Raw genomic sequence first — 25127 nt, 5'->3', positions numbered from 1 at the left:
TGATCTCATTGCGGCTGGATCTCATTGCGCCTGGATCTCATTTCACCTTGATCTCGTTGTAGACCGGCACGCTGAAGGGATTCAGCGACACATCGGTGATCCGGTCGGAGTAACCGCCGCTGCCGTTCTGGTACCAGAGCGGAATGGCCGGCATCTGCTGGGCGAGGATCTTCTCCGCGTCCTGGAACTTCCCGACGGCCTTGGCGACGTCCGTCTGTGCATTGGCCTCGTTCACCAGCTTGTCGAAGCCGGCATTGCTGAACTTTCCGTCGTTGGAGGACGCGCCCGTGTAGTACAACGGCTGCAGGAAGTTCTGGATCAGCGGATAGTCCATCTGCCAGCCGGCCCGGAACGGCCCGGTCATCTGTTTCGACTGGATCTTGTTACGGAAGTCCGCGAACGTCCCGACCGGCGCGCCGACGCATGCCCGGTCGCTGCCCAGCGTGTTGTTGATGCTGTTGCAGATCGCGTCGATCCAGTCCTTGTGCGAGCCGGCGTCCGCGTTGTAGCCGAGCGTCATCTTCCCGCCGGGCAGCCCGCCCGCCTCCTGGATGAGCTGCTTGGCCTTCTTGGGATCGAATGCACAGGCGCCGCCGCACAGCCCCGCCTTGTATCCCCCCTGTGCGCCCAGCACCGGCGAGGTCCAGTCCGTGGCGGGTGTGCGTGTCTTCCGGAAGATCTCGTCGGTGATCTGCTCCCGGTTGATCGCCATCGAGATTCCCTGCCGCAGCTTCTCCTTCTCCCCCGAACCGCCCCAGTCCTTTTCATACATGGGGAAGGTGAGGGTCTGGATGATCCCGGCCGGCTGATTGATGTACCGGTCCCCCAGGTCCCGTTTCACGTTCTTGAGCTGTGCGGCCGGCACATCGTCGACGAGGTCCAGGTTTCCCGCCTGGAGGTCGGTATAGGCGGTGTTGGTGTCGGTGTACACCCGCAGATCGATACCGTCGTTCTGCGCCGGATCCGGCCCCGGGTACTTGTCCCACTTGCGCAGCTTCAGCGCGGAGCCCTTGGTGTACGAGTCCACCGTGTACGGGCCGTTGCCGACCGGCTTCTTCAGCCAGGCACTGTGGTCCTTGTAAAAGGCCTGCGGCAGCGGCATGAAGGCCGAATAGCCAAGGGTGTCGGGCCAGCTGGAGAACTTCTGATTGAGCTTGACGGTGAAGGTCTTGTCGTCCTTCACCACCAGCCCCGACAGCGTCTTCGCGGTGGGCGTGCCACTGTCCGGGTGGACCTTGTCGTACCCGTCGATGTACTGGAAGAAGGAGGAGTTCTTCTGCTTGTTGCCGAGCGCCGCACCGTAATTCCAGGCGTCCACAAAGGACTTGGCGGTGACCGACTCGCCGTTGCTGAACGTCCAGCCGCCCTTCAGTTTCACCGTGAAATTCTGCGAGTCCGTGGTCTCGATCCTGTCGGCGACCACATTCTCCGCGGCGCCGGTCTTGGGGTTGTAGCGTTTGAGCCCCCGGAAGAGCATCTCCATGACCTTGCCGCCCTGCACCTCATTGGTGTTGGCCGGCTCCAGCGGATTCTGCGGGTCCCCCCAGGAGGAACTGACCACCCCGGAACTCTCCCCGCCGCCACCTCCACAGGCCGTGGCCGCGAGGGCGACGGCGATGGCACATACGGCCCACTTCGCGCGCCTGGCTCCACGCATGGGGTGCTGCCTCCTCAGGTCTTCCCGAAGCGCTTCCGCTCTATTCGAGGGCTCTATACGAGCGCAAAAGACGACATAATGCGGCCAGCGTTGGCCGTCGGCGCCCCGAAAACCCGAGAAATCCCCCGTATGGCCCCGGGCCGATGGCCGCATCCGTACAGTGGATTCACCCGGACGCACCCCTCTTCCGCACGGTGGCCCTCATGACCGACGCCTACTCCCCGATACCCGAGCTGAACCTGCTCAAGGAATTCGAGGAACGGGTGGGGGCACACCGGTATGCCGACGGCTTCTCGCTCCTCAACTTCGAGTACAACCGCAAGGATCACTTGGGGAGTTCCTCGCGGAACCCGGACGACGCCGAGCTCATCGACCGGCTGATCCCTTTCGCCGAGGCCACCGCCGGCGGCTCGGTCTGGGCACTGTGGCGGCACGACGACCGAAGCGATCTCGCCGCCCTTCCCGTCGTCTTCCTCGGCGACGAGGGGGACACCTGGGTCCATGCACGCGATCTGCGGGAATTCTTCCGCCTGATCCCGGTCAACCGCGAGTTCATGGACGAGGGCGAGGAAGAGGACCTGGACAGGCTCTTTCCGGACCGTCAGCAGTACCTCGCCTGGCTGCACCGGCACTTCGGGCTCACCGCGCCCGACGAGGAAGAGGAAGCGGCCCTCATCGAGGCGGCCATGGGGGAATACGGCCGGCCGTTCGCCGCATGGCTGCGGAGGTTCCCTTCCCACGAGGGCGTCGCGGAGGAAATGACCGGTCTCCTGGAGGACTACGGCATTCCGTCGTCGCCGGAACCCGCCTGACCACGATCCGCAATGCCGCTCGGCTCCGTCACCCGCCGGGTCACCCGCCGGCTTTTCCCTTCGGCGTCACCGGCGGATCGGCGGACAGCGCCCGCAGCACCCGCAGAAACCCGTCCCGCTCCGCGGCCGGGAACCGGGCCAGGAGTTCCTCCTCGCCCCGCTGAATATCCGCCTGGACGGCATCCCGCAGCCGGCGCCCCTCCGGGGTGACCGACAGCAGCCGCACCCGCCGGTCCGCCGGATCGGGCCGGCGCCGGATCAGTCCGCGCTCCTCCAGATCGTCGAGCACGGCGATGATCCGGGTCTTGTCCGCCCCGATGGCCCCGGCCAGCGCCGCCTGGGACCGGATCGGGGTCTCGTCGAGCCGCAGCAGCACGGCATAGGCCCACATGGCGAGCCCGTGCGCGTCGAGAACCGGCTGCTCGGCGGCCATCAGGGCGCGGCCCAGCGGCACGATCATCGCCGCCAGATCGGGACGGGGGGCCCGTCCCCCGGCCCGCTCGCCTCCGGCCGCCGCGTCATCCGCACCCGCACGCTCACCCATGCCAAGAAAATACCCCTTGACAGATCATAAGCTCACGCACATCGTAAGCGCATGCATATGAATTCCGGCCCGAGCCCTCAAGGCCTCCCCGAAGACGTCCCCCGGCCCCCTTCCCCGACCGCCTCGTCAACCACCTCCTCAACCACCTCCCCGACCGTCGAACTCCTGGCTCTCCTCAGGGACTTCGACGCCCGGGCCGTACGCACCAGCGTGGCCGTCGTACGCCAGGTGACCCGCTCCGACCTGCCCCGCCCCACCCCCTGCTCCGCCTGGACCCTGGCGGAACTGCTCGCCCATATGACCGTCCAGCACCGGGGCTTCGCGGCGGCCGCACGCGGTGACGGCCAGGACCCGGCGCACTGGAGGGCGGGCCCGCCGGCGCAGGACCCGGTGGCGGCCTACGCCGCCGCGGCCGATGACGTCATCGCCGCCTTCGCCGGGACCGACGCCCCCGACCGCCTTTTCGCCCTCCCGGAATTCACGGCCTCCCAGCGCTTCCCGGCCACCCGCGCCATCGGCTTCCACTTCATCGACTACGTCGTCCACGGCTGGGACGTCGCCAGGACGCTGGGCCTCCCGTACGCCCCCGACCCGGCGCTGCTCCGCGCCGCGCTCCCCATCGCCGAGGCGGTCCCCACCGGCGACGACCACCGGCTGGCCCCGGGGAGCGCCTTCCGCCCGGGGCTCCCCGCGGGCGAGGGCGCGGGCCTGCTGGACCGGATCCTGACGACCCTCGGGCGGTCACCGTCCTGGTCCCCGACCGCGCCGTGCTGAGGTCTTCTTGGGTGCCGGGACCGGTCACCGCCCACGACGGCCCGGTCCTGGTCAGCCTCACCGACTTCACCCTCACCCGGTTCACCGATCTGCCGGGCGTCTATCGCGCCGCCCGCCGCCTCACCACCGAATGGCCGGGCCTCGAGGGGGCGGTCGGCGTGTGGCTGTGGGCGGCCCCGACCGCCCGTCGCTGCGGTGCGGTCGCCGTCTGGCGCGACGAGGCGGCCCTGCAGGGCTTCGTCTCGTGGCCGCCGCATGTCGCCATCATGCGGCGCTACCGGGGGCGGGGGTCCCTGACCTCGGCCACGTGGACGGCGGACCGCTGCGATCCGTACGAGATCTGGGCCCGAGCGCGGGGCGTCCTCCGCCCGTATGCCCGCCGTCCGGCCGGCTCCCGGAGAGCCGGTCACTCGTAGGCGAAGGCGTGCGTGGCCCGGCGGTACGGCCGGGTGACGGCGGCCAGGCGGCGCGGGGGCCAGATGTCATCCTGCTCGCTCAGGCTGAGGTCGTCACCGCGCCGCAGCAGCCAGATCTGCTCGGACTGGAAGTGCAGCACGGCATCGCCGCGGACCCGGCCCAGCAGGCCGTCCACCAGCCGGATCATGGCGTCCTGCTGGTCGCAGCAGTCGTGCCACTTACCCAGCCGGAACATCACCCACACCGTCGGAGTGATCCCGAGATCGCTGATCACCGGATCCCACGGCCGCGGGCCCGGCTTCTGCCCACCCGCACGGATCCACGTGCCCGTCGCGCTCACCACCCCGTCGCCGAGCACCCTCCCGGGGATCTCCTGCGCACCGAACAGCCCGAGGGGACGGGCCACCTCACACAGCGCCCCGGCAACCTCCGCCGCAGGCACCGCGGTTGCCATTTCGAGGTGGTAGTCGAGAGCCATGACGCCCCTTCAGTTCGCTTCGCCCGGCGTCCCCTCGACGAGCAGCCGCTTGCTGTCGGTGTTACGGATACGCAGCGGGGCGATCTCCTGATACGCCGCCGAGTCGTTCCACGCCTGCGCCGCCTCGACGCTGGGGAATTCCACGACGACTATGCGACCGGGCTGCCAGTCACCTTCGAGAACCTGAAACTCTCCCCCGCGCACGAGAAACCGCCCGCCGTAGGGCTCAAGGGTGACGAGAACGTTGGCACGGTACTGCTCCACCTCCTCGGCGTCACCGGTCAGCTGGACATCCGCGATCACATAAGCAGTCATGAAGCAGAAGCTACCGGCAATTTCCGGCTCCCGGCGGGCACATGGCGCTCCCGGCGATCACGCAGCCGCCGCCAGGAAACCGGAAAGCCGAAGGGCGCCCCTCCCGGAGGAGAGGCGCCCCGTCAGGCAAAGGCGAAGGCTCAGCCGTGCTTCGCACGCGAGGCAGCGCGGGCGCGCTCGCGGGCGTCCAGGTTGACCTTGCGGATGCGGACCGCCTCGGGGGTCACCTCAACGCACTCGTCGTCGCGGCAGAACTCCAGCGACTGCTCGAGGGAGAGCTTGCGCGGCGGCACGATCGCCTCGAACGAGTCGGCCGAGGAGGAGCGCATGTTGGTGAGCTTCTTCTCCTTGGTGATGTTGACGTCCATGTCGTCGGAGCGGGAGTTCTCACCGACGATCATGCCCTCGTACACCTCGGTGCCCGGCTCGGTGAACAGGACGCCGCGCTCCTGGAGGTTGGTCATCGCGAAGGCGGTGACCGCACCGGAGCGGTCGGCGACCAGGGAGCCGTTGTTACGGGTCTGGAGGGCACCGAACCAGGGCTCGTGGCCCTCGTGGATGGAGTGGGCGATGCCCGTACCGCGGGTGTTGGTCAGGAACTCCGTACGGAAGCCGATCAGACCGCGGGAGGGGACGACGAACTCCATGCGGACCCAGCCGGAGCCGTGGTTGGACATGTTGTCCATACGGCCCTTGCGGGTGCCCATGAGCTGGGTGACGGCGCCCATGTGCTCCTCGGGCACGTCGATCGTCATGCGCTCGACCGGCTCGTAGGTCTTGCCGTCGACCTCCTTGGTGACCACCTGCGGCTTGCCGATGGTCATCTCGAAGCCCTCGCGGCGCATCTGCTCGACCAGGATGGCCAGCGCCAGCTCGCCACGGCCCTGCACCTCCCAGGCGTCGGGGCGCTCGGTGTCCAGGACGCGCAGCGAGACGTTACCGATCAGCTCGCGCTCCAGGCGGTCCTTGACCTGGCGGGCGGTGACCTTGCGGTCCTTTATCGCGGACTTGGCGTCCGCGCCCTTGCCCGTGCCGCCGCGGCCGACCAGCGGGGAGGTGTTGGTGCCGATGGTCATGGAGATGGCCGGCTCGTCCACCGTGATCAGGGGGAGGGCGATCGGGTTCTCCGGGTCGGCGAGGGTCTCGCCGATCATGATGTCGGGGATACCCGCGACCGCGCAGATGTCACCGGGGCCCGCCTTCTCGGCCGGCTTGCGGGTGAGCGCCTCGGTCATCATCAGCTCGCTGATGCGGACGTTGGCGATCGTGCCGTCGCGCTTGATCCAGGCGACGGTCTGGCCCTTCTTCAGCTCGCCCTGCTCGACGCGGAGCAGCGCGATACGGCCGAGGAAGTTGTCGGCGTCGAGGTTGGTGACGTGGGCCTGGAGGGGGGCCGTCTCGTCGTACTCGGGGGCCGGGACGTGCTCCAGGATCGTGGAGAAGAACGGCTCCAGGTTGGTGCTGTCCGCCGGGACGGTGCCGTCCTCCGGCTTGGTCAGCGAGGCGATGCCGTCACGGCCGCAGGCGTAGACGATCGGGAACTCGATCTGCTCCTCGTCCGCGTCCAGGTCGAGGAAGAGGTCGTAGGTCTCGTTGACGACCTCGTCGATGCGGGAGTCCGGGCGGTCCGTCTTGTTGATGCACAGGATGACGGGCAGACGCTGCTGGAGCGCCTTGCGGAGCACGAAGCGGGTCTGCGGGAGCGGGCCCTCGGAGGCGTCGACGAGCAGGACGACTGCGTCCACCATCGACAGACCGCGCTCGACCTCGCCACCGAAGTCGGCGTGGCCCGGGGTGTCGATGATGTTGATGGTGATGACGTCGCCGCCATCCTTGGGGTGGTACTTGACGGCGGTGTTCTTCGCCAGGATCGTGATGCCCTTTTCACGCTCCAGGTCGTTCGAGTCCATGACCCGGTCGTCGACGGACTCGAGCTGGTGGGCGGCGAACGCGCCGGCCTGCTTGAGCATGGCGTCGACGATGGTCGTCTTGCCGTGGTCGACGTGGGCGACGATGGCTACGTTGCGGATGTCGTGGCGCGTGGGCACTAGCGGTGCTTCTCCCGGAATCGTGGATGGCGGCGCGTACGGTCCGTTACGCGCGCCCGCCGGGCTTGGATGACGCCACGGCCTCACCCCATGGTACGGGGCTGCGGCGACATCGGCCGCCGCAGCCTGTGCGCATGCCCTCTGACCTGCGAAGTCTTACCGATTGTTAGCTCTGGCTCCACCCTTGCTTCGTGTAACCGATGTCCTGGAAGCGGGGCGAGGAGAAGCCGAACGCGCCGACGTTCTTGAGCGACTTCCTGGTGGCCACCAGCTCCGGGCGCTGGTAGAGGGGAATGGATCCGGCGACGGCCCAGATACGGGCGTCGGCCTGGGCCATCAGGCTGCCCGCCGCGTCCTCGTCCAGCTCCGCGGCGGCCTGGTCGAAGAGCTGGTCGATGTGGTCGGTGCCGACACGGGTGTAGTTCTGCTCGACGGTGAGCGAGCCGTCGGCGGCGGGCTCGGGCTTGGCGTAGATGGGGCGGGCGTCGGTCGCGGGGTAGGCGGTGCCGGGCCAGGAGTAGAGCGCCAGGTCGTAGTCGCCGGCGGCGATGTGGTCCTGGAAGTAACTGGCGTCGGCGACCCGCTGGACGGTGGTCTGGATGCCGATCTTGCCGAGCATGCCCGAGATCCGCTCCCCCACGGTCCGCAGCTGCTCCGAACCCACGCCGTCGGGGAGGACGAAGCGGAGGGTGAGCGGTTTGCCGTCCTTGCGCATGACGGGGACGGCGGCGGCCCTCTCCTTCGGCGCCCCCTTCGCCTCCGGGCCGGCGTCGGCGGGGACCTGGGCGGCGGCCACCGGGTGCGCGCGCTCCTCATCGGCCCGTGCCTCGCGCGCCTGCTCGGCGCTCATCGGGCGCGTCCCGCCGGTTGCCTCCTGCCCGAGGTCCTGCCCGGTCTCCACGCGCTCGGCGGCGACCAGCGCCCGCGCCGCGCGCCGCTGGTACGTCCGCGACGCCGTGGTGGCACCGCCGTCCGCCGCCTCCCGGGCCGCGGCCTCCGCCTTGTAGAGGGCTGCGCTCTGCCGCAGCAGCGCGGACTGCTGGACTTCGGAACCGACCGCGCCCGCGGCGGACAGCGGGGCTTCGGCGACGGCGGGCCGGGCACCGGCGTCGTGGTCCTGCGCGGCGGCCCGGGCGGCGTGGCCCGGCCGCTCCGGGTTACGGCCGTCCGAGGAGCCGCCCTTGGGGGACGAGGTGCCTCCCAGGCCGGTGGGCACCGCCTCGTGCGGCCGCTGCTTGGCCTGCTCGGTGGTGCCGCCCGGCTTCCAGCCCGCGTCCGCGAGCAGCGCTTTGGCCGCCCCGGCGTCCTGCCCGCCGACCGCGTCGCTGTGGTCCTGGTAACCCTCCTGCCCGGCCATCAGCAGATGGCTGCCGAGCGGCTTGGCGGGGAGCCGGAGCGGCTTGAGGACGGTGTCGGCGAGCGCCTGGCGGTCGATGGCGCGGGCCACCGCGCGGCGCACCCGTTCGTCGGTGAGCGGGCCGGTGCTGCCGTTGAGGGCGAGCTGGGTGTAGGCGGGTTCGAGGGCCTTGCGGACGGTGTAGCCGCGGAGCCCGGCGCGGGCCGCCGGATGGCCGGCCGCGGCGACCTTCTTGGCGGCCCCCGGATCGACCTCGGCGACATCCACGGAACCGTCGGCCAGGGCGGCGGCCCGCTTGTCCCGCGGCAGCTCCGTGAAGACGATCCGGTCGAGCTTGGCGCGGGCGCCCCACCACCTCGGGTTGCGGACCAGGGTCACGCGGTCGTTGCCCTTCTCCCGCTCCCCCACCATGAACGGCCCGGCCACGACCGCCAGCCGCTCCCGCGACCCGTCGTTGAAGGCATCGGCATCGCCCATCACGCTCTGCGGGTAGAGCGGGGTGAACAGGGACCGCCAGTCGGCGTACGGCCGGGCGAAGGTGACCTTGACCTCGTGGCTGTTCCTGCCCTGGGCGACCTTGGCGATCCGGTCGTACCCGGCGTTACGGGCGGTCCAGAACGCGTTGTCCTTGCCGCGCAGCGCCTTCCACTGGGCGATGAAGTCCGCGGCACCGATCGTGCGGCCGTCGCTCCACCGCGCCCGGCGGTTGATCTTGTACGTGACGACCTGTTTCGGGTCACGGGCGGTGATGTCGGCGGCGTCCAGATAGTCGGCGTTGCGCTGCGGGCGGCCGCGGTCGTCGAGGGTGAACAGGGCGGGCAGCACCGCTCCGGTGATCCGCGCGGTGGTGGAGTCGGCGTCGGCCTGGAAGGCGTTGAGGGTCCCGGGCATGGTGTCAACGGCCCACCGGACGGTGCCGCCGTCCTTCAGCCGTTCCCGGGCGGCCGGGGCGATGTCCTGGGAGGCGGCCGGGGCGTCCGAGTCGTCACCGCATCCGGCCAGGACCGGCAGCGGGAGCAGCACCCCCGCCGCGATCAGCGCGGCACAGCGGCGTCTGCGGCACGCTGAGCTGACTTGGTCGGTCATGGCAGTTACCTCCGAGGCTCGCCCGCGCCGCGCCAACCCGTCCGGCCGACTTTGCGGCTCATCACATCTATGGCTCCCCTACTGAAGGCGAGCGGTCCCGGCGCGGCCGTACGACACGTCGAGTGCCGTACGAAGGTCACCCGGGCGGCCCAATGCGCGCGCCCGCTGCCAGGGAAAAGCACCTCGAACGGCGGTGCGCGGACCGGCCCTTACGCGCCCCGTACGCAGTCCCTGCACACCGCCCCCGCACCCGCGTTCGACCCCCGCCGCGGCGCATGTTTGCCGAAACGCACCGGTTCGAGTCGGAATCACGCCGGACCCCTTCCCAACGCCTACTGTGACGCGCGACACTCGCGGGCGCATGAGATCGCCCACCACACCCTGCGGAGGTGAGGGCACGTTATGTCCCTTCAGGACGATTGGACGGCGGTTGATCGCAATCTGACCGAGCTCATCCGGTCCGTGGCGCGGCTGGAGGAGCAGGTCGGGACCGGGCTGGACATGCGGCGGGTGCGCAGCGATGCGCACCATCTGCGCGAGAGCCTGGACCTGTTGAAGGAGAGCATCGCGGGTGCGAAGGCGGGTCCGCCGGGTGTCGGCAAGGACGAGATGGTGCCGGTGCCGGACGCCCCGTACGACGCCGCGCTGTGGAAGGACGCCGAGGACGAGGGGCTCGGCGCCAAGGACCGGCATGCGCCTTAGAGGAACCCTTAGGGGGGAGGCCCTGGGGGAGATCCCTTAGGGGAGGGCCTCGCCCCACTCGGATCCCTGCCCCGTTCCCGCGGCGACGGAGCGTCCGTCACCCGAGCGCGTGACGCCGGCACCGAGAGCGCGTGACGGCGGATTCCGAGCCCCCGTCAGCAGAGCGCGCACCGTCTGCCCCGGAGCGCCCGTCGACGGAGCCGACGCCCCGCCGCAGCACCCCTCACGGCACCACGCCCCTCACCGAGCACCCTCACGGAAGCGCCCTCACACGGAGCGCCCTTTACGGAGACCGACGTTGGCCACTGGTATCGAACCCTCACCGCAAGCAGGCGCGACCGGCGTGCACGCCGCCTCGCGGGCCGCCATCCCCGCCCGTCATCTGCGGACCGACCGCTGGTGGCTGGCCCCGGCCTGCACCGCCGCCGGGCTGCTCGCGTTCGTCGTCTACTCGACATGGCGGGCCTTCGCGAACGCCGACTACTACCACGCGCCCTATGTCTCGCCGTTCTACTCGCCGTGCCTGGCGGAGAACTGCCACACCATGCGCGGCGGCCCGAACTGGGAGATCTTCGGCTCCTGGTGGGGCCTGTCCCCCGCCCTGCTGATCCTGATCTTCCCGCTGGGCTTCCGGCTGACCTGCTACTACTACCGCAAGGCCTACTACCGCGGCTTCTGGGCCTCGCCGCCGGCCTGCGCGGTCGCCGAGCCGCACAAGAAGTACACCGGCGAGACCCGCTTCCCGCTGATCCTGCAGAACATCCACCGCTACTTCTTCTACTTCGCGGTGCTGGTGGCCCTGGTCCTGACCTACGACACCGCGCTGGCCTTCCGCGACGAGCACTACGCCTGGGGTCATATGGGCCTGGGCACCCTGGTCTTCCTGGCGAACATCGTGCTGATCTGGGCGTACACCCTCTCCTGCCACTCCTGCCGGCACATCGTCGGCGGCCGGCTGCGGCACTTCTCCAAGCACCCGGTGCGCTACCGGCTGTGGGGCTGGGTCGGCAAGCTCAACGAGCGGCACATGCTGCTCGCCTGGTGCTCGCTGTTCAGCGTCGGGTTCGCGGATCTGTACGTCTATCTGCTGGCCACCGGGGCCTTCGCCGATCCGCGCTTCTTCTGAGACGGGGTTTCCCCATCAACTCCGTCAATTCCGTCAACTCCATCCAACGAAAGGTTTGTGTCTGCGATGGCACATGTGGACCGGCAGGCATGGGACGTGGTCGTGGTGGGCGCCGGCGGGGCCGGACTGCGCGCCGCGATCGAGGCCCGCGAGGCGGGTATGCGGACGGCCGTGATCTGCAAGTCCCTGTTCGGCAAGGCGCATACGGTGATGGCCGAGGGCGGTATCGCGGCCAGCATGGCCAACGTCAACGAGGGCGACAGCTGGCAGGTGCACTTCCGCGACACCATGCGCGGCGGGAAGTTCCTCAACCACTGGCGGATGGCCGAACTGCACGCCCGGGAGGCCCCCGACCGGGTCTGGGAGCTGGAGACCTGGGGCGCGCTCTTCGACCGTACGCCGGACGGCCGGATCTCCCAGCGCAACTTCGGCGGCCATGAGTACCCGCGGCTGGCGCATGTCGGGGACCGTACGGGACTGGAGCTGATCCGCACCCTCCAGCAGAAGATCGTCTCGCTGCAGCAGGAGGACGAGCGGGAGTTCGGGGCGCACGACGCCCGGCTGAAGGTGTTCCAGGAGTGCACCGTCACCCGCGTCCTCAAGGAGGGCGACAAGGTTGCGGGCGCCTTCTGCTACGAGCGCGAGTCCGGCCGCTTCTTCGTCCTCGAGGCCCCCGCCGTGGTGCTGGCCACCGGCGGTATCGGCAAGTCCTTCAAGGTGACGTCGAACTCGTGGGAGTACACCGGCGACGGGCACGCCCTGGCGCTGCTGGCCGGGGCCCCGCTGATCAACATGGAGTTCGTGCAGTTCCATCCGACCGGGATGGTCTGGCCCCCGTCGGTGAAGGGGATCCTCGTCACCGAATCCGTCCGCGGTGACGGCGGGGTGCTGCGCAACAGCGACGGCCGGCGCTTCATGTTCGACTACATCCCGGACGTCTTCAAGGAGAAGTACGCGCAGACCGAGGAAGAGGGCGACCGCTGGTACGACGATCCCGACAACAACCGGCGGCCGCCCGAACTGCTGCCCCGCGACGAGGTCGCCCGCGCCATCAACGCCGAGGTCAAGGCCGGGCGCGGCTCCCCGCACGGCGGAGTCTTCCTGGATGTCTCGACCCGGATGCCGGCCGAGGTGATCAAGCGGCGGCTGCCGTCCATGCACCACCAGTTCAAGGAGCTGGCGGATGTGGACATCACGGCCGAGCCGATGGAGGTCGGGCCGACCTGTCACTACGTCATGGGCGGGGTGGACGTGGACCCGGACACCGCGGCGGCCAACGGCGTGCCCGGTCTGTTCGCGGCCGGTGAGGTGGCCGGCGGGATGCACGGCTCCAACCGGCTGGGCGGCAATTCCCTGTCCGACCTGCTGGTCTTCGGACGCCGGGCGGGCCTGCACGCCGCCGAGTACGCCGCGGCGGTCACCGCGCGGCCGGACCCGGACGAGCGGGCGATCGACGCGGCGGAGGCGGAGGCGCTGCGGCCCTTCAGCGCCGAGGACCAGCGGCCGGGCGCCGTGCACGACGGGGGCCCGGCGGAGAATCCGTACACCCTCCATCAGGAGCTCCAGCAGGCGATGAACGACCTGGTCGGGATCATCCGCCGGGAGGGCGAGATGGCCGAGGCGCTCGACCGGCTGGCCGGACTGCGGGTGCGGGCCCGGCGGGCGGGTGTCGAGGGGCACCGTCAGTACAACCCCGGCTGGCACCTCTCGATCGATCTGAGGAACATGCTGCTGGTCAGCGAGTGTGTGGCGCGGGCGGCACTGGAACGCGAGGAGAGCCGGGGCGGGCACACCCGCGACGACCATCCGACGATGGACCGGCGCTGGCGCAACATCAATCTGGTCTGTGAGCTGGCCGACGGCCGGGCCGAGGGGGCCGAGGCGGACCCGGCGCTGGGCCAGATCCGGCTGACCCGCCGCGAGACCCCGCCGATCCGCCCCGACCTTCTCGAACTCTTCGAGAAGGAGGAGCTGATGAAGTACCTGACGGACGAGGAGCTGAGCCGGTGAGCAGCCAGATGGCGAACGGGCAGAGGACGGACGGGCCGGCGGCGGGCGGGGACACGGCGGACGCGCGGCGGACGGCGGTGCAGCAGGCGGACGGGCCAGGTTCCGCCGGGACGTCCGGCGCGTATCTGGCGCACTTCCGGGTGTGGCGGGGCGATGCGGACGGCGGCGGCCTGGAGGACTTCCGGGTCGAGGTGCACGAGGGCGAGGTGGTCCTGGACATCATCCACCGGCTCCAGGCGACCCAGGCGTCCGATCTCGCGGTGCGCTGGAACTGCAAGGCGGGCAAATGCGGTTCGTGCAGCGCGGAGATCAACGGTCGGCCGCGGCTGCTGTGCATGACGCGGATGTCGGTGTTCGGCCGTACGGAGACGATCACGGTCACCCCGATGCGGGCCTTCCCCGTCATCCGCGACCTGGTCACCGACGTCTCCTTCAACTACACCAAGGCGCGGGAGATCCCGTCGTTCGTCCCGCCGGCGGAGCTGGGGCCCGGCGAGTACCGGATGCAGCAGGAGGATGTAAACCGCTCGCAGGAGTTCCGTAAGTGCATCGAGTGCTTCCTGTGCCAGAACACCTGCCATGTGGTGCGCGACCACGAGGAGAACAAGCCCGTCTTCGCCGGGCCGCGTTTCCTGATGCGGATCGCCGAGCTGGACATGCATCCGCTGGACGCCGCCCCGGACAACGGCCTGGACCGCAGGCGCACCGCGCAGGACGACCACGGCCTGGGCTACTGCAACATCACCAAGTGCTGCACGGAGGTCTGCCCGGAGAACATCAAGATCACCGACAATGCGCTGATCCCGCTCAAGGAACGTGCGGTGGACCGGAAGTACGATCCGCTGGTCTGGCTCGGGAACAAGATCCGGCGCCGCGGCGAGTGACCGGTATGCCCGGGAGCACCACCCGACGGGCGGCCGCACAATCCCCTTAAGTGCCCATTGTTCAGCCCTTCCTGACGACACCTCATTTGACCGGAAGCGATCTCACGGCGCCGGCTCACCCCCGCGGTATAAGAACGGAATGAACTTTCCGTTCTTCCCGGAAGTGAGCCGGCGCAGGCTTCTGGCGGGTATCGGCAGCGTCCCGCTGGCCGCGGCCACCACCACGTCCACCGCGGGCCGGGAGAGACCGGGTCCGCCGCAGGAGATACGGGGCAGGCGGCGGACCACCGTGCTGCGCGGCGCCGGCCTGGTGCTCACCATGGACCCCGAGGTCGGCGAGGGACCGCTGGGCACCCTCGAGGGCGGCACCGACGTCCTGCTGCGGAACGGCAGGATCGCCGCCGTCGGCAAGGACCTGGACGTACCGCACGGCACCCGGGTGGTGGACGTGAGCGGACAGCTCGTCCTCCCCGGCTTTGTCGATCTGCACAACCACCTGTGGCAGTCCAGCATCCGCGGCGGCTGCGCCACCCAGGACCTGTACGGCTGGCTGGCCGGCTGCAACCGCGCCGTGCTGCCCAGGATCGACGCCCGGGACATGTACCGCTTCGTCCATCTGGCCGCCCTCGACGCCCTCCAGGCGGGCGTCACCACCGTCGTCGACTGGGTGCATCCGATCCCGTACGACACCAGCGAGCGCTATATCCGCGCGCTGGACGACGCCGGGCTGCGGTTCGTGTACGCCGCTGCCCAGAACGCGGCCGACATCCGCCTCCTCCCCGAGGTCAAGAAGGACTTCCTCGACCCGCTGCCGCTGGCCTCCGCCCAGGTGTCCGTACACGCCGGGATGGCGGCGCTCAGGGAGCTGCGGCAGTTCCGTGAGGTCGCCGACGAGCTCGGCGTGATGCTCAACTCCCATGTCCTCGAGCACCGCGACGATCGCAAGGACGACCCGGTCCGCGCGCTGCGCGAGGCCGGCGCCTTCGGTCCCCGTCTGCTGATGAACCACGCGATCCATCTCACCGACGAGGAGATCGCGCTGACCGGCGAGCACGATGTGCGGGTCGCGCACTGTCCGCTCAGCAATATGCGGCTGGCCTCCGGGATCATGCCGCTGCCCGCGCTGCACCGGCACGGCGTCCGGGCGGGACTCGGGCACGACGGCGGGACCAACGACACGTCGGACATGTTCAATGTGATGAAGGCGGCCGTCGGGCTGCAGCGGGCACGGCACGAGGACGCGGAGATCCATCCGACGATCCCGGCCGTGCTGCGCATGGCGACGCTGGGCGGCGCCGAGTGCATCGGCATGGACGGCCGGATCGGCTCCCTGACCCCCGGCAAGCGCGCCGACGTCCTGGTCCTGGACCCCGGCACCCTCAACTTCGCCCCGCGCTTCGACTGGACCAGCCAGATCGTCCTCAACGGCCAGCCGCCGAACGTCCGTTACGTCTTCGTCGACGGCCACCTGCGCAAGGCCGAGGGCGAGCTGGTGCATGTGGACACCGAGCGGGTGGTGCGGGAGGCGGAGCTGGCCGCGGACCATGTCCGCCGGGCCGGGGCGTAGCCGCCTCGCAGCGCCGCCCGCGGCCCGCGCCCGGCTCAGAACATGCTCAGCAGCGCCTCCGTCGGGTCCACCCCCGCCGACTCCCCGTCGGGGAGGGCGAGTTCGAACCACACGGTCTTGCCGCGGGGGGTGCGGCGGCTGCCCCAGCCGGCGCTGAGCAGCCCGACGAGCTGGAGGCCGCGGCCGCCCTCGTCGGTGTCGCGGGCGCGGCGGCGGCGCGGCTGGGCGAGGTCGGCGTCCCAGACCTCGCAGACCAGGGTGCGGTCCAGCAGCAGGCGCAGCCGGATCTCGCCGTGGCCGTGCCGCAGGGCGTTGGTCACCAGCTCGCTGACCAGCAGCTCCGTCGTATCGACCAGCTCCTGCAGGCCCCAGTCGGTGAGCTGGTCACGGGCCAGCTCACGGGCGCGGGCCACCGACCGGGCCTCCGGTGCCAGGCTCCAGTCGCCCACCGCGTCCTTGGGCAGCCCGTGCACCCGGGCCATCAGCAGCGCGATGTCGTCCTCTCCGTGCGAGGTGTCCAGGGCGCTCAGGACGTGGTCGCAGACGTCCTCCAGCGGGCGGCCGGCGTCCGAGAGGGCCGTACGGAACGCCTGCAGCCCCTCCTCCAGCGGATGGTGGCGGGACTCCACCAGGCCGTCGGTGTAGAGGGCGAGCAGCGCACCGTCCGGCAGATCGACCTCGATCTCCTCGAAGGGCTCGCCGCCGACACCCAGCGGCATCCCCGGCGGCACGTCCAGCATCAGCGCGTCCTCGCCCTCCTCCACCAGCACCGGCGGCAGATGCCCGGCGTTGGCGAAGGTGCAGCGCCGGGTGACCGGGTCGTAGACGGCGTAGACGCAGGTGGCGAGGTAGACCTCGGAGAGGTCGGCGGTACGGGCCGGGCGGCCCTGCTCGGGGATCCTCGCGGCGCCGGGGCGGCTGCCCGGCCCCCGGGCCGGGCGGCCGTCGCCCGTGCCGCCGAGGCCGCGGGCGATCTCGTCCAGGGCGGACAGCACCTCGGCGGGCTCGAGGTCGAGGAGCGCCAAGGTGCGTACGGCGGTGCGGAGTTCGCCCATGGCGACGGCGGCGCGCAGACCGCGGCCCATGACGTCACCGACGACCAGGGCCGTGCGGTGGCCCGGGAGTTCGATGACGTCGAACCAGTCGCCGCCGACCTCGGTGGCGGTGGTGCCGGGCAGATAGCGGCAGGCGATGTCGAGACCGGCCGCCTCCGGGTCGCCGGGCGGGAGCAGACTGCGCTGGAGGATCAGGGCGCGTTCGTGCTCGCGGCGGTAGAGGCGGGCGTTGTCGATGCACACCGCCGCGCGCGCCGCCAGCTCGACCGCGAGGGCCGTATCGCGCTCCCCGAACGGCTCGCTGCCCTTCGTACGGGAGAACTGCACCAGCCCGACGACGGTGTCCCGGGCGACCATCGGGACGGCGAGGGTGGAGTGCACCACCGCGCCCAGCTCCTGGCGGTCGTCGTTCTCGCGGCCCGGGATGATCTGCGCCTGGCCGGTGCGCAGGGCGCCCGCGCAGGGGGAGTTGAAGGGGTAGCGGTGGACGGCGCCGACAGCGACCGGGCCCGGTCCGTCGTCGGGGACGCAGCAGGTGGAGGTGGCGAGCGGGGCGTCGGAGACGGCGCTGGCGAAGGCCACCCGGCGCAGCTCCGCGCTGCCGTCGGTCATGCCGGGCGGGGCCTCGTCACCGGACAGCAGGCCCTGGTAGAGGTCCACCGAGGCCAGATCGCAGAACTGCGGGACGGCGACGTCGAGGAGGGTGCGGGCGGTGGTCTCCAGGTCGAGGGAGTTGCCTATGCGGGCGCCGGCCTCGTTCAGCAGCGCGAGGTTACGGCGGGCGTTGGCGGCCTCTCGTTCGGCGCGGCGGCGGCCGGTGACATCGGCGGCGAGGGCGGCGACGCCGATGGGGCGGCCGCTGGCGCCGTGCAGCCGGTAGAGCGAGACCGACCAGCGGCGGCGGTCCTCCTCACCGGGCACCGCGCCGACCAGCTGCATCTCGGTGACCGGCTCGCCGGTTTCCAGGACGCGGGCCAGTGCGGCGGTCATCCGCTCGGCCTCGGGGCGCGGCAGGAAGTCGTGCGGGGTGCCGCCGCGGTACTTGCCGGCCGGGCCGCCGAAGACCGTGGCGAAGCGTTCGTTGACCCGCAGCAGCTTGAGATCGGTGCCGAACAGGGTGAAGCCCATGGGAGATTGACCGAAAACGGCCTGCGAGGCGGCGAGGTCGGTCTCGATGCCGCGCAGCGCCCGGACGTCAACGACGAGACAGACCGCGGCGCGCTCGCCGGTCTCCGTCTCGGAGGGCATCACATAGATCTCGGCGAGGCCGTCGGTGCCGCCGTCCGGCTCCCTGCGGTAGGGCACCAGACCGGTCCATTCGCGGCCGTCGAGGATCTCGGACACCTTGCGGCGGCCGGTCTCGTGCAGCTCGCCGGGGACGAACGCCTCGACGGGGTCCTTGCCCACGGCGTAACGGGCCGGGATGCCGAGCATCTCGGCGGCGCGCTCGCTCCACTGGTCGATGCGTCCGTCGGGCCCCAGCGAGAAGGAGGCGACGCGGATGTAGTCGTAGATGGATCCGGGCTGGCTGCTCTGCCAGACGGGCAGGCCGTGCGGGCCGTGCGCATGCCGGTGTCTGCCTGGGTCACCGGGGCCGTCCACACCGCCCTGGCCCTCGGTCTGCGCGGATTCCGCCCCGCCACGTGACATCTCGCTCACGAGCCCCGTCCCCTCCAGCTCATCGTGCCCGGACCGGACCAGCCTGAGTATCCAGCACCCCGGCTATCCGGAACACGGTCTTCACGATCACAGCACAGTCTCGATCGCAGCCCATCTACAGGATGTCGATGAAATGGCAACGATCAGGACTCCACATCTCTCCTAACCAGCCACCGACAGCTCGAACCACACTGTCTTGCCACTCTTTCCCCGACGGGTGCCCCAGCGTCGCGAACTGCACGCGACCAGCTGCAAACCGCGGCCGCCCTCGTCGTCGGGGGCCGCGGTCCGTTCCCGCGGGGGGTCGGGCAGTGGATCGGAGACCTCGACGAGGAGGGCACCGCCGCCGATCAGCGCCATCCGGACGCCGATCGGGCCGGTGGCATGGCGCAGGGAGTTGGTGACCAGCTCGCTGACGAGGAGTACGGCCACATCGACGGCGCCGTTCAGACCCCAGTCGGAGAGCGTCTCGCGGACCCTGGAGCGGGCGCTGCGCACCGAGCCGGGGTCGGCGGGGAAGCTCCATTCGGCGATGGGTGAATCGGAGACCGTGCTGCGCCTGCGGACGTTCGGGGACGCCGGCTCCGGGACCCCTGCCGCTGCGCTGTCGCTCACGCCGATCACTTCCCAGCCTGAAGGGATCCCCGTCGATTCGCCTGCTCGGTAAGCCGATCCGTATGCCCGCCCTGGGTGCCTGTTCCGCGCCTGAGCCGATGGCTGGCCTATTCGCCTGCTCTGCCGGGGTTAATCAGGACATACCCGGTATCGGGACCTAAGTATCGCCTTCAACCGTGCACTGTGGCACAAATGGCGCATCTTCGCGCGGCGAGCGACGAGTCGGCCGTGGTGGGTATCGTCGCGCGCTCCGCCCGCCGCCCGCACGCCGCCCCGGGCATGCGCCTTGTTTGCGGTCGCGCACGCTGACCAGGGCTCCGCACTGCGTTACGACGGCGCGGTCCGCTGCTGGACGGGCACCGCCGACAGCCGGCGCATCGCCTCGGCGACGGCCGGGCGGTCCTGGTCGAGCCAGTCGACCTGTTGCTCCTCGCCGGGCAGCAGCCAGCGCAGCTCGTCATGGTCCTGGAGGGGCCGCGGCCGGCCGGACAGCAGCCGGGCCGTCCACACCCGCAGCACAAAGCCGGGCCGCAGCACCCATTCGCCCGGGATCCGGTCCTGCGCCACCGCCTCGACACCCAGTTCCTCGCGCAGCTCGCGTACGAGTGCCTGCTCGGGCGTCTCGCCGTCCTCCACCTTGCCGCCGGGCAGCTCCCAGCGGCCTGCCAGGGCGGGCGGTGCACTGCGCCGCGCGGCCAGCAGCCGTCCCCGGTCGCACACCGCTGCACCCACCACTACGCGCACGGTCGTCATGCGGCGCAGCCTACGTCCCCCGCCGTCGTCCCGCTTCTCCTTCCGCCTCCCTCAACCGGCCGCCCGGCCCACCCGTTCCACCACGTAAAGCTGCTGGTCGCCCCGGGTGTCCAGCCCGTCGGCCACCCGCTCCGCCTCCGCCCGGGTGGCATAACGGCCGACGCGATAGCGGTTGCCCCCTTCGTCCTGGCGGATGACGAGCCAGGGCAGTACGGCCCCACCGTCCGTCATCGCGCCCCTCCGTCCGCCGTGCAGTGCGCCGTGCAGTGCGCCGTCATGCACCCCTCCTGTGCTGATGCCGAAATCGCAATCCGCATATGCCCGAGCGTACGCCCGACCTTTACGCACCGCATACGGATTTGCACAAAGAGATACCGAACCGGCCACCCGCGGGCCCCCGGGAACCGGGAGAGGCCCGCGAGTGGCCGGTGAGAAACGGGGGGAGCGGGAGGCTCAGGCGCCCACAGGAGCCTTGTCCTGGGCCGACTCCGCCTCCGCTTCGGCCTGGAGCTCCGCCTCGGCCTGGACGAGCGACGGGTTGCGCCAGGCGCTGCGCACGCCCCAGAAGTAGAAGGCCAGACCCAGCGCCACGACCACCGCAAGGTCGACGCCCTCCGGGATGTAGCCCTTGCCGCCGAACTCCTTGCCGCCCGCCCACGACACGGCGGCCATGATCAGCAGGTAGGCGACCATCCAGGCACCGGCCTTCAGGTGCGGCGCCAGCTCGGCCCACGGCTTACGGCCCTGGGTGAGCGGCTTGCCGATCTCGTACCAGGCCCACACCGGCAGACCGACGGCCATGATCAGGATGACCTTGCCGGTGAGCGGCCAGCGGCCCCAGTAGAGGACCAGCGAGCCGAAGACCATCGCGACCGGCGCGACGACCGGCATCGCGCGCAGCTTCACCGGGCGCGTGAGATCCGGCGAGATCCGGCGCAGCGACATCACGGCGACCGGGCCGGTGATGTACGAGATGACCGTGGCGATCGAGACGATCTCGGCGAGCGAGCCCCAGCCGCGGAAGACCGCGAGGAAGAGGAACGCGATCACGAGGTTGAGCAGCAGCGCCGGACGCGGCACACCGGTCTTCTTGTCCACCTTGCCGAAGACGCCGGGCAGATGGCCGTTCTCCTGCACGCCGTGAATCATGCGCGAGGTGGTGGCCGCGTAGATCATGCCCGTACCGGACGGCGAGACGAACGCGTCGGCGTACAGCAGCAGCGCCAGCCAGTTCAGGCCCCAGGCGACGGCGAGGTCGGCGAGCGGGGAGTTGAAGTTCAGCCCGGCCCAGCCGTGGCCGGCGGCCAGGTTGTCGGCCGGCACCGCCATCAGGAACGCCACCTGGAGGGCGACGTAGATGACCAGCGCGATGATGATCGACGAGATGACGGCCTTGGGCAGCGACTTGCCCGGGTTGCGGGCCTCGCCGGCGAGGTTCAGCGGGGACTGGAAGCCGTTGTAGGCCCAGACGATGCCGGAGACGGCGACGGCGGTGAAGACCGAGCTCCAGCCGTTGGGGGTGAAGCCGCCGTTGTGGGCGACGTTGCCGGTGTCAAAGTGCGCGGCCATCAGCGCGCTCGCGGTCAGCACCGGCACGACGACCTTGAAGACCGTGATCGCGGTGTTCGTCTTGGCGAACAGCGAGATCGCGAACCAGTTCATGAAGAAGTAGAACACCAGCAGGACGCTGGCGAGCGCGACGCCGGTGCCGGTCAGCTCCTTGCCGTCGTACAGCGCGTGCGCCCAGCCGAACTTCCACGAGCTCATGTACTGGACGGAGGCGGTCGCCTCACCCGGGATGACCGAGACGATGGCGATCCAGTTGGCCCAGGCCGCGAGGTAGCCGGCGAGCGAGCCGTGCGAGTACTGGCCGTAGCGGACCATGCCGCCGGCCTTCGGGAACATCGCGCCGAGCTCGGAGTAGGTGAGCGCAATCGTGAGCGCGACCAGCGCCCCGATGACCCAGGCCACGATCGCGGCCGGTCCGGCAATGGCGGCGGCCCGCTCGGCTCCGAAGAGCCAGCCCGAACCGATGATGGACCCGAGACCAGTGGCGGTCAGGGCAATGGTCCCGAGGGACCGACGGTAATTCGCATGCGAGCCCTGCTCCGCATCCGTTGTCTTCGTCGTGGTCACGTGCTGGTCTCCTGGTCTTCCCCCGTGCCGTGCACAAACTTCGCCATCGTAAGAGCGAATCCGAAGATCGGGTTCCCGAACGGACCAAAAAGACCCGCCCAGTTGAGGCGGTGTGAGGTTTCCAACACCGATATTCGGACCACATTCGCGAAGAAATGCAGGCAAATGGGACACAAGGATGACGGAATACGGACCGTACGGGATCCGTTCCATGGACGGCCGGAAACCGCCCAGTGGCGCCCGCAGCGGCCCTCAGGCCAGAAACTCAGGGCCTAGCGCACCGGAAGGTGATAGCTGACCCGGTGGCGGTCCGCGAGCGTGACGACATCGGCCGTCTCGACCGGGCAGCGGCCCGCGAAGTAGGTACGGGAGATGACCAGCACGGCATGTCCCGGCACCCCGCCCAGTGCCATGGCCTCCTCCGCCAGGCCCGGCCGCGCCCCGATCTCCTCGATGACGTTGTCCACCACGACGTCGATGGCCGCCATCCGCTCCACCACCCCGCGCCCGGCCAGCGGCCCCTCCTCCGGCAGCATCACCGGCGTCCGGCCGGTGACCTCCAGCGGCTCCCAGGAGGTGGAGAGCATCGCCGGCTCCCCCTCGGCCCGGAAGAGATAGCGGGTCCGCATCACCCTGCCGCCCGCCGGGATGCGCAGCCGCGCCGCGACCGCCGTACTGGCGCCCTCCTGGCGGCTGCTGGACTCCCAGGTCCCCTTCACCCGCTCGTCCGTCTGCTCCTGCCGGAACGGGGTGGAGCAGATGCCCGACTGATGGCCGGCGCGGGCGATCCGGCGCGGCACGGGCTGCTCGCGCACATAGGTGCCGGACCCGGAGCGGCCCTCGACCAGCCCCTCGGCCATCAGGACCTTGCGCGCCTCCAGGGCGACGGTGTCCGAGACGCCGTACTCCTCGCGGATGCGGGCCTGGGAGGGGAGCCGGGAGTGCGGCGGCAGCAATCCGTCGACGATCTTCTGGCGCAGGTCGCCTGCGACGCGGAGGTACGCGGGCTGCTCACCGAAAGGCACGTGCCCCTCCCAACAGCTTGACAGTCAGCAACAGCGTGGCAACCGCGCGTTCATCACCGCAACCTTGGGCCAAAACTTGACGCGAGGCGAGGAAGTCCAGCTCAACCCCCATACGAAGCACCACAGCACCGTGAAATCGGGCCACAGCGCACCCCACCACCCCATACGCCCCGCGCATCCCTTGCGCCGCGCTTCCCAAACACGCCCCCATGCGCCCCCAGACGTGACACGATCACCTCGCGATACGACCGAAACCGCACGGCCGGCGCCGCGCGGCCGACGCGATACGACACGGCCGAAACGGCCCGGCCGACGCGACCCGGCCGATACGGCGCACCGACCCGCGAAAGGGAACCGCCATGCCCGACGAGCACGGTGCCGGCGAGGAACGGCGCCTGGCCCCCATGCCCGACACCTGGCAGCGCGCGCTCGCCATCGTCGCCCACCCCGACGACCTCGAGTACGGGGCCGCGGCCGCCATCGCCGAATGGACCGCCGCAGGGAAGGAAGTCAGCTATCTCCTGGTCACCCGCGGCGAGGCGGGCATCGACGGGCTGCCGCCGGCGGAATGCGCCGCGACCCGCGAAGCCGAGGAGCGGGCCGGCGCCGCGCTCGTCGGCGTGCACACCGTCGAATTCCTCGACCACCCCGACGGCGTCATAGAGGGCGGTACGGCGCTGCGCCGCGATCTGGCCGCGGCCATCCGCCGCCACCGCCCGGAGCTGCTGATCACCCTCAACCACCACGACACCTGGGGCGGCGTCCGGTGGAACACCCCCGACCACCGGGTCGTCGGGCGCGCCGCCCTGGACGCGGCGGACGACGCCGGCAACCGCTGGATCTTCCCCGAGCTCAAGGACGTCCAGGGCCTCGCCCCTTGGACGGGGGTGCGCTGGGTGGCCGTGGCGGGCTCGCCGTACCCCACGCATGCCGCAGAGGTCGGCCCCGGCATCGAGCGGGCGGTCGCCTCACTGGCCGCCCACGAGGCGTACATCAAGGGCCTGACCGGCCCGGACCAGGACCCGGCCGACTACGCCCGCACCTTCATCGAGCAGACGGTCCGGGCGGGCGGCGAACGCTACCGGGGCCGCCCGGCCACCCTCTTCCAGCTCTTTCCCCGCTAGCCACCCGCTGGCCAGAGGGTGGCGTCACACTCCCGCCCGGCCATGAACCCCGACACCAACTCGGCGATCTCCCGCGGCCGTTCGAGCAGCATCGCATGGGTCGCATCGACCCCCGCAACGGTCACCCGCCCCGCCGTCCGCGCCAGCTCGCCGAGATCCCGCCGCAGCCCCTCCCGGTACGCCGCCATCAGCTCGTCGAACCAGGGCGGGGCACCCGGCACCGGCGGGTCGGGCCGCAGGGCACGGGCGATGAGCAGCGGCCGTGCGACCCGCCGGTACAGCGCGAACAGGTCGAGCCCCGCCATCGCCTCCTGCGCCTGGCACGCCCGCTCGCGCCCCGGCCGCAGGAACAGCCGCCCGTCCGCGGTCTCCCCCAGCGACCGCCGTACCCCCGCCTCCAGCAGCTCGTACGGGATCCCCAGCTCCTTCGCCATGGCGGCCTGATAGCCGAGCACCCCCGCCAACGCCGCCGCCGGGAACGGCCGCCCGCCGGCCTCCTCCGCGAACTTCCGCGCCTCGGCCAGCCGTTCCGCCACATACCCGGCGTCCAGGCCCGCGTACTGCCCGGGCCGCCCCATTCCGTGCCCGTCCAGATTGACCGCGGCCGGCGCTCCCCGCTCCAGACACAGCGCGGCCACCATCCCGCCCATCGAGTGCCCGACGACCGCGGCACCCGGTATCCCGTACGCCGTCAGCACCGCCGCCACATCCGCGACGGCCACCTCGAACGTCCACGGCACCGCGCCGTCCCCGGAGCGCCCGTGCCCGCGCAGATCCATCGCCACGACCCGGTGCCGTACGGCGAGCAACGGCGCGACCAGCTCCCAGTCCAGCAGCGTCCGCCCCGCGCCGTGCAGCAGCAGTACGGCGGGCCCGTCGCCGCCGTGATCCCGTACGGCCAGCTCCACACCGTCGGCCGTGACGCACATGCCGTCCGTCGTTTCTTCCGTCATGCGTCCACGCTAACCACGCAAAAAGTGCCG

At 70.6% G+C, this 25127-nt stretch carries 22 protein-coding genes; 9 read left to right on the top strand and 13 right to left on the bottom strand.

Translation table 11 applies throughout. The features are described 5' to 3' along the window. Positions 1-37: 37 nt before the first annotated feature. Entirely contained in the window at positions 38-1657 is a 1620-nt protein-coding gene (locus tag ADL29_RS00845; RefSeq protein ID WP_053921879.1) for a peptide ABC transporter substrate-binding protein, read from the bottom strand. 203 nt (positions 1658-1860) lie between these two features. On the opposite strand from ADL29_RS00845, the gene ADL29_RS00840 reads away from it, so the two are divergent. Continuing rightward, positions 1861-2469, top strand: a complete 609-nt coding sequence (locus tag ADL29_RS00840; RefSeq protein WP_053922209.1) for a hypothetical protein — start codon at positions 1861-1863, stop codon at positions 2467-2469. 40 nt (positions 2470-2509) lie between these two features. On the opposite strand, the gene ADL29_RS00835 is transcribed toward ADL29_RS00840, so the two are convergent. After that, positions 2510-3013 carry a MarR family winged helix-turn-helix transcriptional regulator gene (locus ADL29_RS00835; RefSeq protein ID WP_078970636.1) on the bottom strand — a complete coding sequence of 168 codons (504 nt, stop codon included), beginning with the start codon at positions 3011-3013 and terminating at the stop codon, positions 2510-2512. A 51-nt stretch (positions 3014-3064) separates the two neighbouring features. Between ADL29_RS00835 and ADL29_RS00830 the strand changes: the two genes are divergently transcribed. Together ADL29_RS00830 and ADL29_RS00825 are read left to right on the top strand one after the other, a co-directional pair. Continuing rightward, positions 3065-3787 (top strand): TIGR03086 family metal-binding protein, encoded by a 723-nt coding sequence (locus ADL29_RS00830; RefSeq protein WP_245689089.1) that lies wholly within the window; start codon positions 3065-3067, stop codon positions 3785-3787. 11 nt (positions 3788-3798) lie between these two features. Then, a complete protein-coding gene (locus ADL29_RS00825) occupies positions 3799-4203 on the top strand; it encodes a hypothetical protein (RefSeq protein ID WP_245689088.1) in 405 nt (134 codons plus the stop codon). On the opposite strand, the gene ADL29_RS00820 is transcribed toward ADL29_RS00825, so the two are convergent. The 4 genes from ADL29_RS00820 to ADL29_RS00805 form a co-directional block, all read right to left on the bottom strand. Next, positions 4194-4682 carry a SitI3 family protein gene (locus ADL29_RS00820; protein ID WP_053921877.1) on the bottom strand — a complete coding sequence of 163 codons (489 nt, stop codon included), beginning with the start codon at positions 4680-4682 and terminating at the stop codon, positions 4194-4196. The two genes, ADL29_RS00825 and ADL29_RS00820, sit on opposite strands and share 10 nt — an antisense overlap. 9 nt (positions 4683-4691) lie before the next feature. Next, entirely contained in the window at positions 4692-4997 is a 306-nt protein-coding gene (locus ADL29_RS00815) for a DUF1330 domain-containing protein (RefSeq protein WP_053921876.1), read from the bottom strand. Between the two features lie 140 nt (positions 4998-5137). Then, the gene (typA, locus tag ADL29_RS00810) at positions 5138-7045 is read right to left on the bottom strand and encodes a translational GTPase TypA (RefSeq protein WP_053921875.1); all 1908 of its coding nucleotides are present in this window, start codon (positions 7043-7045) and stop codon (positions 5138-5140) included. A 166-nt stretch (positions 7046-7211) separates the two neighbouring features. Beyond that, positions 7212-9488, bottom strand: coding sequence for an ABC transporter family substrate-binding protein (locus ADL29_RS00805; protein WP_053921874.1), 2277 nt, complete (start codon positions 9486-9488; stop codon positions 7212-7214). Between the two features lie 402 nt (positions 9489-9890). Here ADL29_RS00805 and ADL29_RS00800 point away from each other — a divergent pair, with 402 nt between their 5' ends. From ADL29_RS00800 to ADL29_RS00780, 5 genes are all read left to right on the top strand, one after another. Further along, entirely contained in the window at positions 9891-10190 is a 300-nt protein-coding gene (locus ADL29_RS00800; protein WP_053921873.1) for a hypothetical protein, read from the top strand. Positions 10191-10488: 298 nt separating this feature from the next. Beyond that, positions 10489-11316: a hypothetical protein gene (locus ADL29_RS00795; protein WP_053921872.1), complete on the top strand. Its 828-nt coding sequence runs from the start codon at positions 10489-10491 to the stop codon at positions 11314-11316. 66 nt (positions 11317-11382) lie between these two features. Continuing rightward, positions 11383-13326 (top strand): fumarate reductase/succinate dehydrogenase flavoprotein subunit, encoded by a 1944-nt coding sequence (locus tag ADL29_RS00790; protein ID WP_053921871.1) that lies wholly within the window; start codon positions 11383-11385, stop codon positions 13324-13326. Beyond that, positions 13323-14210, top strand: a complete 888-nt coding sequence (locus tag ADL29_RS00785) for a succinate dehydrogenase/fumarate reductase iron-sulfur subunit (protein WP_245689087.1) — start codon at positions 13323-13325, stop codon at positions 14208-14210. The genes ADL29_RS00790 and ADL29_RS00785 overlap by 4 nt, the downstream gene beginning before the upstream one ends. A gap of 139 nt (positions 14211-14349) precedes the next feature. Continuing rightward, on the top strand, positions 14350-15777 hold the full coding sequence (locus ADL29_RS00780) for an amidohydrolase family protein (protein ID WP_053921870.1): 1428 nt from the start codon (positions 14350-14352) through the stop codon (positions 15775-15777). A gap of 35 nt (positions 15778-15812) precedes the next feature. Here the strand turns inward: ADL29_RS00780 and ADL29_RS00775 are convergent, their stop codons facing one another. From ADL29_RS00775 to ADL29_RS00750, 6 genes are all read right to left on the bottom strand, one after another. Further along, on the bottom strand, positions 15813-18482 hold the full coding sequence (locus ADL29_RS00775) for a SpoIIE family protein phosphatase (protein WP_245689111.1): 2670 nt from the start codon (positions 18480-18482) through the stop codon (positions 15813-15815). Between the two features lie 171 nt (positions 18483-18653). Continuing rightward, positions 18654-19115 (bottom strand): ATP-binding protein, encoded by a 462-nt coding sequence (locus ADL29_RS00770; protein ID WP_053921869.1) that lies wholly within the window; start codon positions 19113-19115, stop codon positions 18654-18656. Positions 19116-19433: 318 nt separating this feature from the next. After that, a complete protein-coding gene (locus tag ADL29_RS00765) occupies positions 19434-19859 on the bottom strand; it encodes a (deoxy)nucleoside triphosphate pyrophosphohydrolase (RefSeq protein WP_179954528.1) in 426 nt (141 codons plus the stop codon). A 51-nt stretch (positions 19860-19910) separates the two neighbouring features. Next, the gene (locus ADL29_RS00760) at positions 19911-20090 is read right to left on the bottom strand and encodes a hypothetical protein (protein WP_107094872.1); all 180 of its coding nucleotides are present in this window, start codon (positions 20088-20090) and stop codon (positions 19911-19913) included. 222 nt (positions 20091-20312) lie between these two features. Then, positions 20313-21995 carry an APC family permease gene (locus ADL29_RS00755; RefSeq protein WP_053921868.1) on the bottom strand — a complete coding sequence of 561 codons (1683 nt, stop codon included), beginning with the start codon at positions 21993-21995 and terminating at the stop codon, positions 20313-20315. A gap of 272 nt (positions 21996-22267) precedes the next feature. Next, a complete protein-coding gene (locus ADL29_RS00750) occupies positions 22268-23020 on the bottom strand; it encodes a GntR family transcriptional regulator (RefSeq protein ID WP_046926196.1) in 753 nt (250 codons plus the stop codon). A gap of 359 nt (positions 23021-23379) precedes the next feature. Here ADL29_RS00750 and ADL29_RS00745 point away from each other — a divergent pair, with 359 nt between their 5' ends. Continuing rightward, a complete protein-coding gene (locus tag ADL29_RS00745; protein WP_053921867.1) occupies positions 23380-24144 on the top strand; it encodes a PIG-L deacetylase family protein in 765 nt (254 codons plus the stop codon). Here the strand turns inward: ADL29_RS00745 and ADL29_RS00740 are convergent. Beyond that, the gene (locus tag ADL29_RS00740) at positions 24141-25097 is read right to left on the bottom strand and encodes an alpha/beta fold hydrolase (RefSeq protein WP_053921866.1); all 957 of its coding nucleotides are present in this window, start codon (positions 25095-25097) and stop codon (positions 24141-24143) included. The genes ADL29_RS00745 and ADL29_RS00740 overlap by 4 nt on opposite strands. Positions 25098-25127 lie beyond the last annotated feature (30 nt).

The sequence above is a fragment of the Streptomyces chattanoogensis genome, assembly GCF_001294335.1.
Taxonomy (GTDB): Bacteria; Actinomycetota; Actinomycetes; order Streptomycetales; family Streptomycetaceae; genus Streptomyces; species Streptomyces chattanoogensis.
This window is presented reverse-complemented; position numbering and strand designations above follow the sequence as displayed.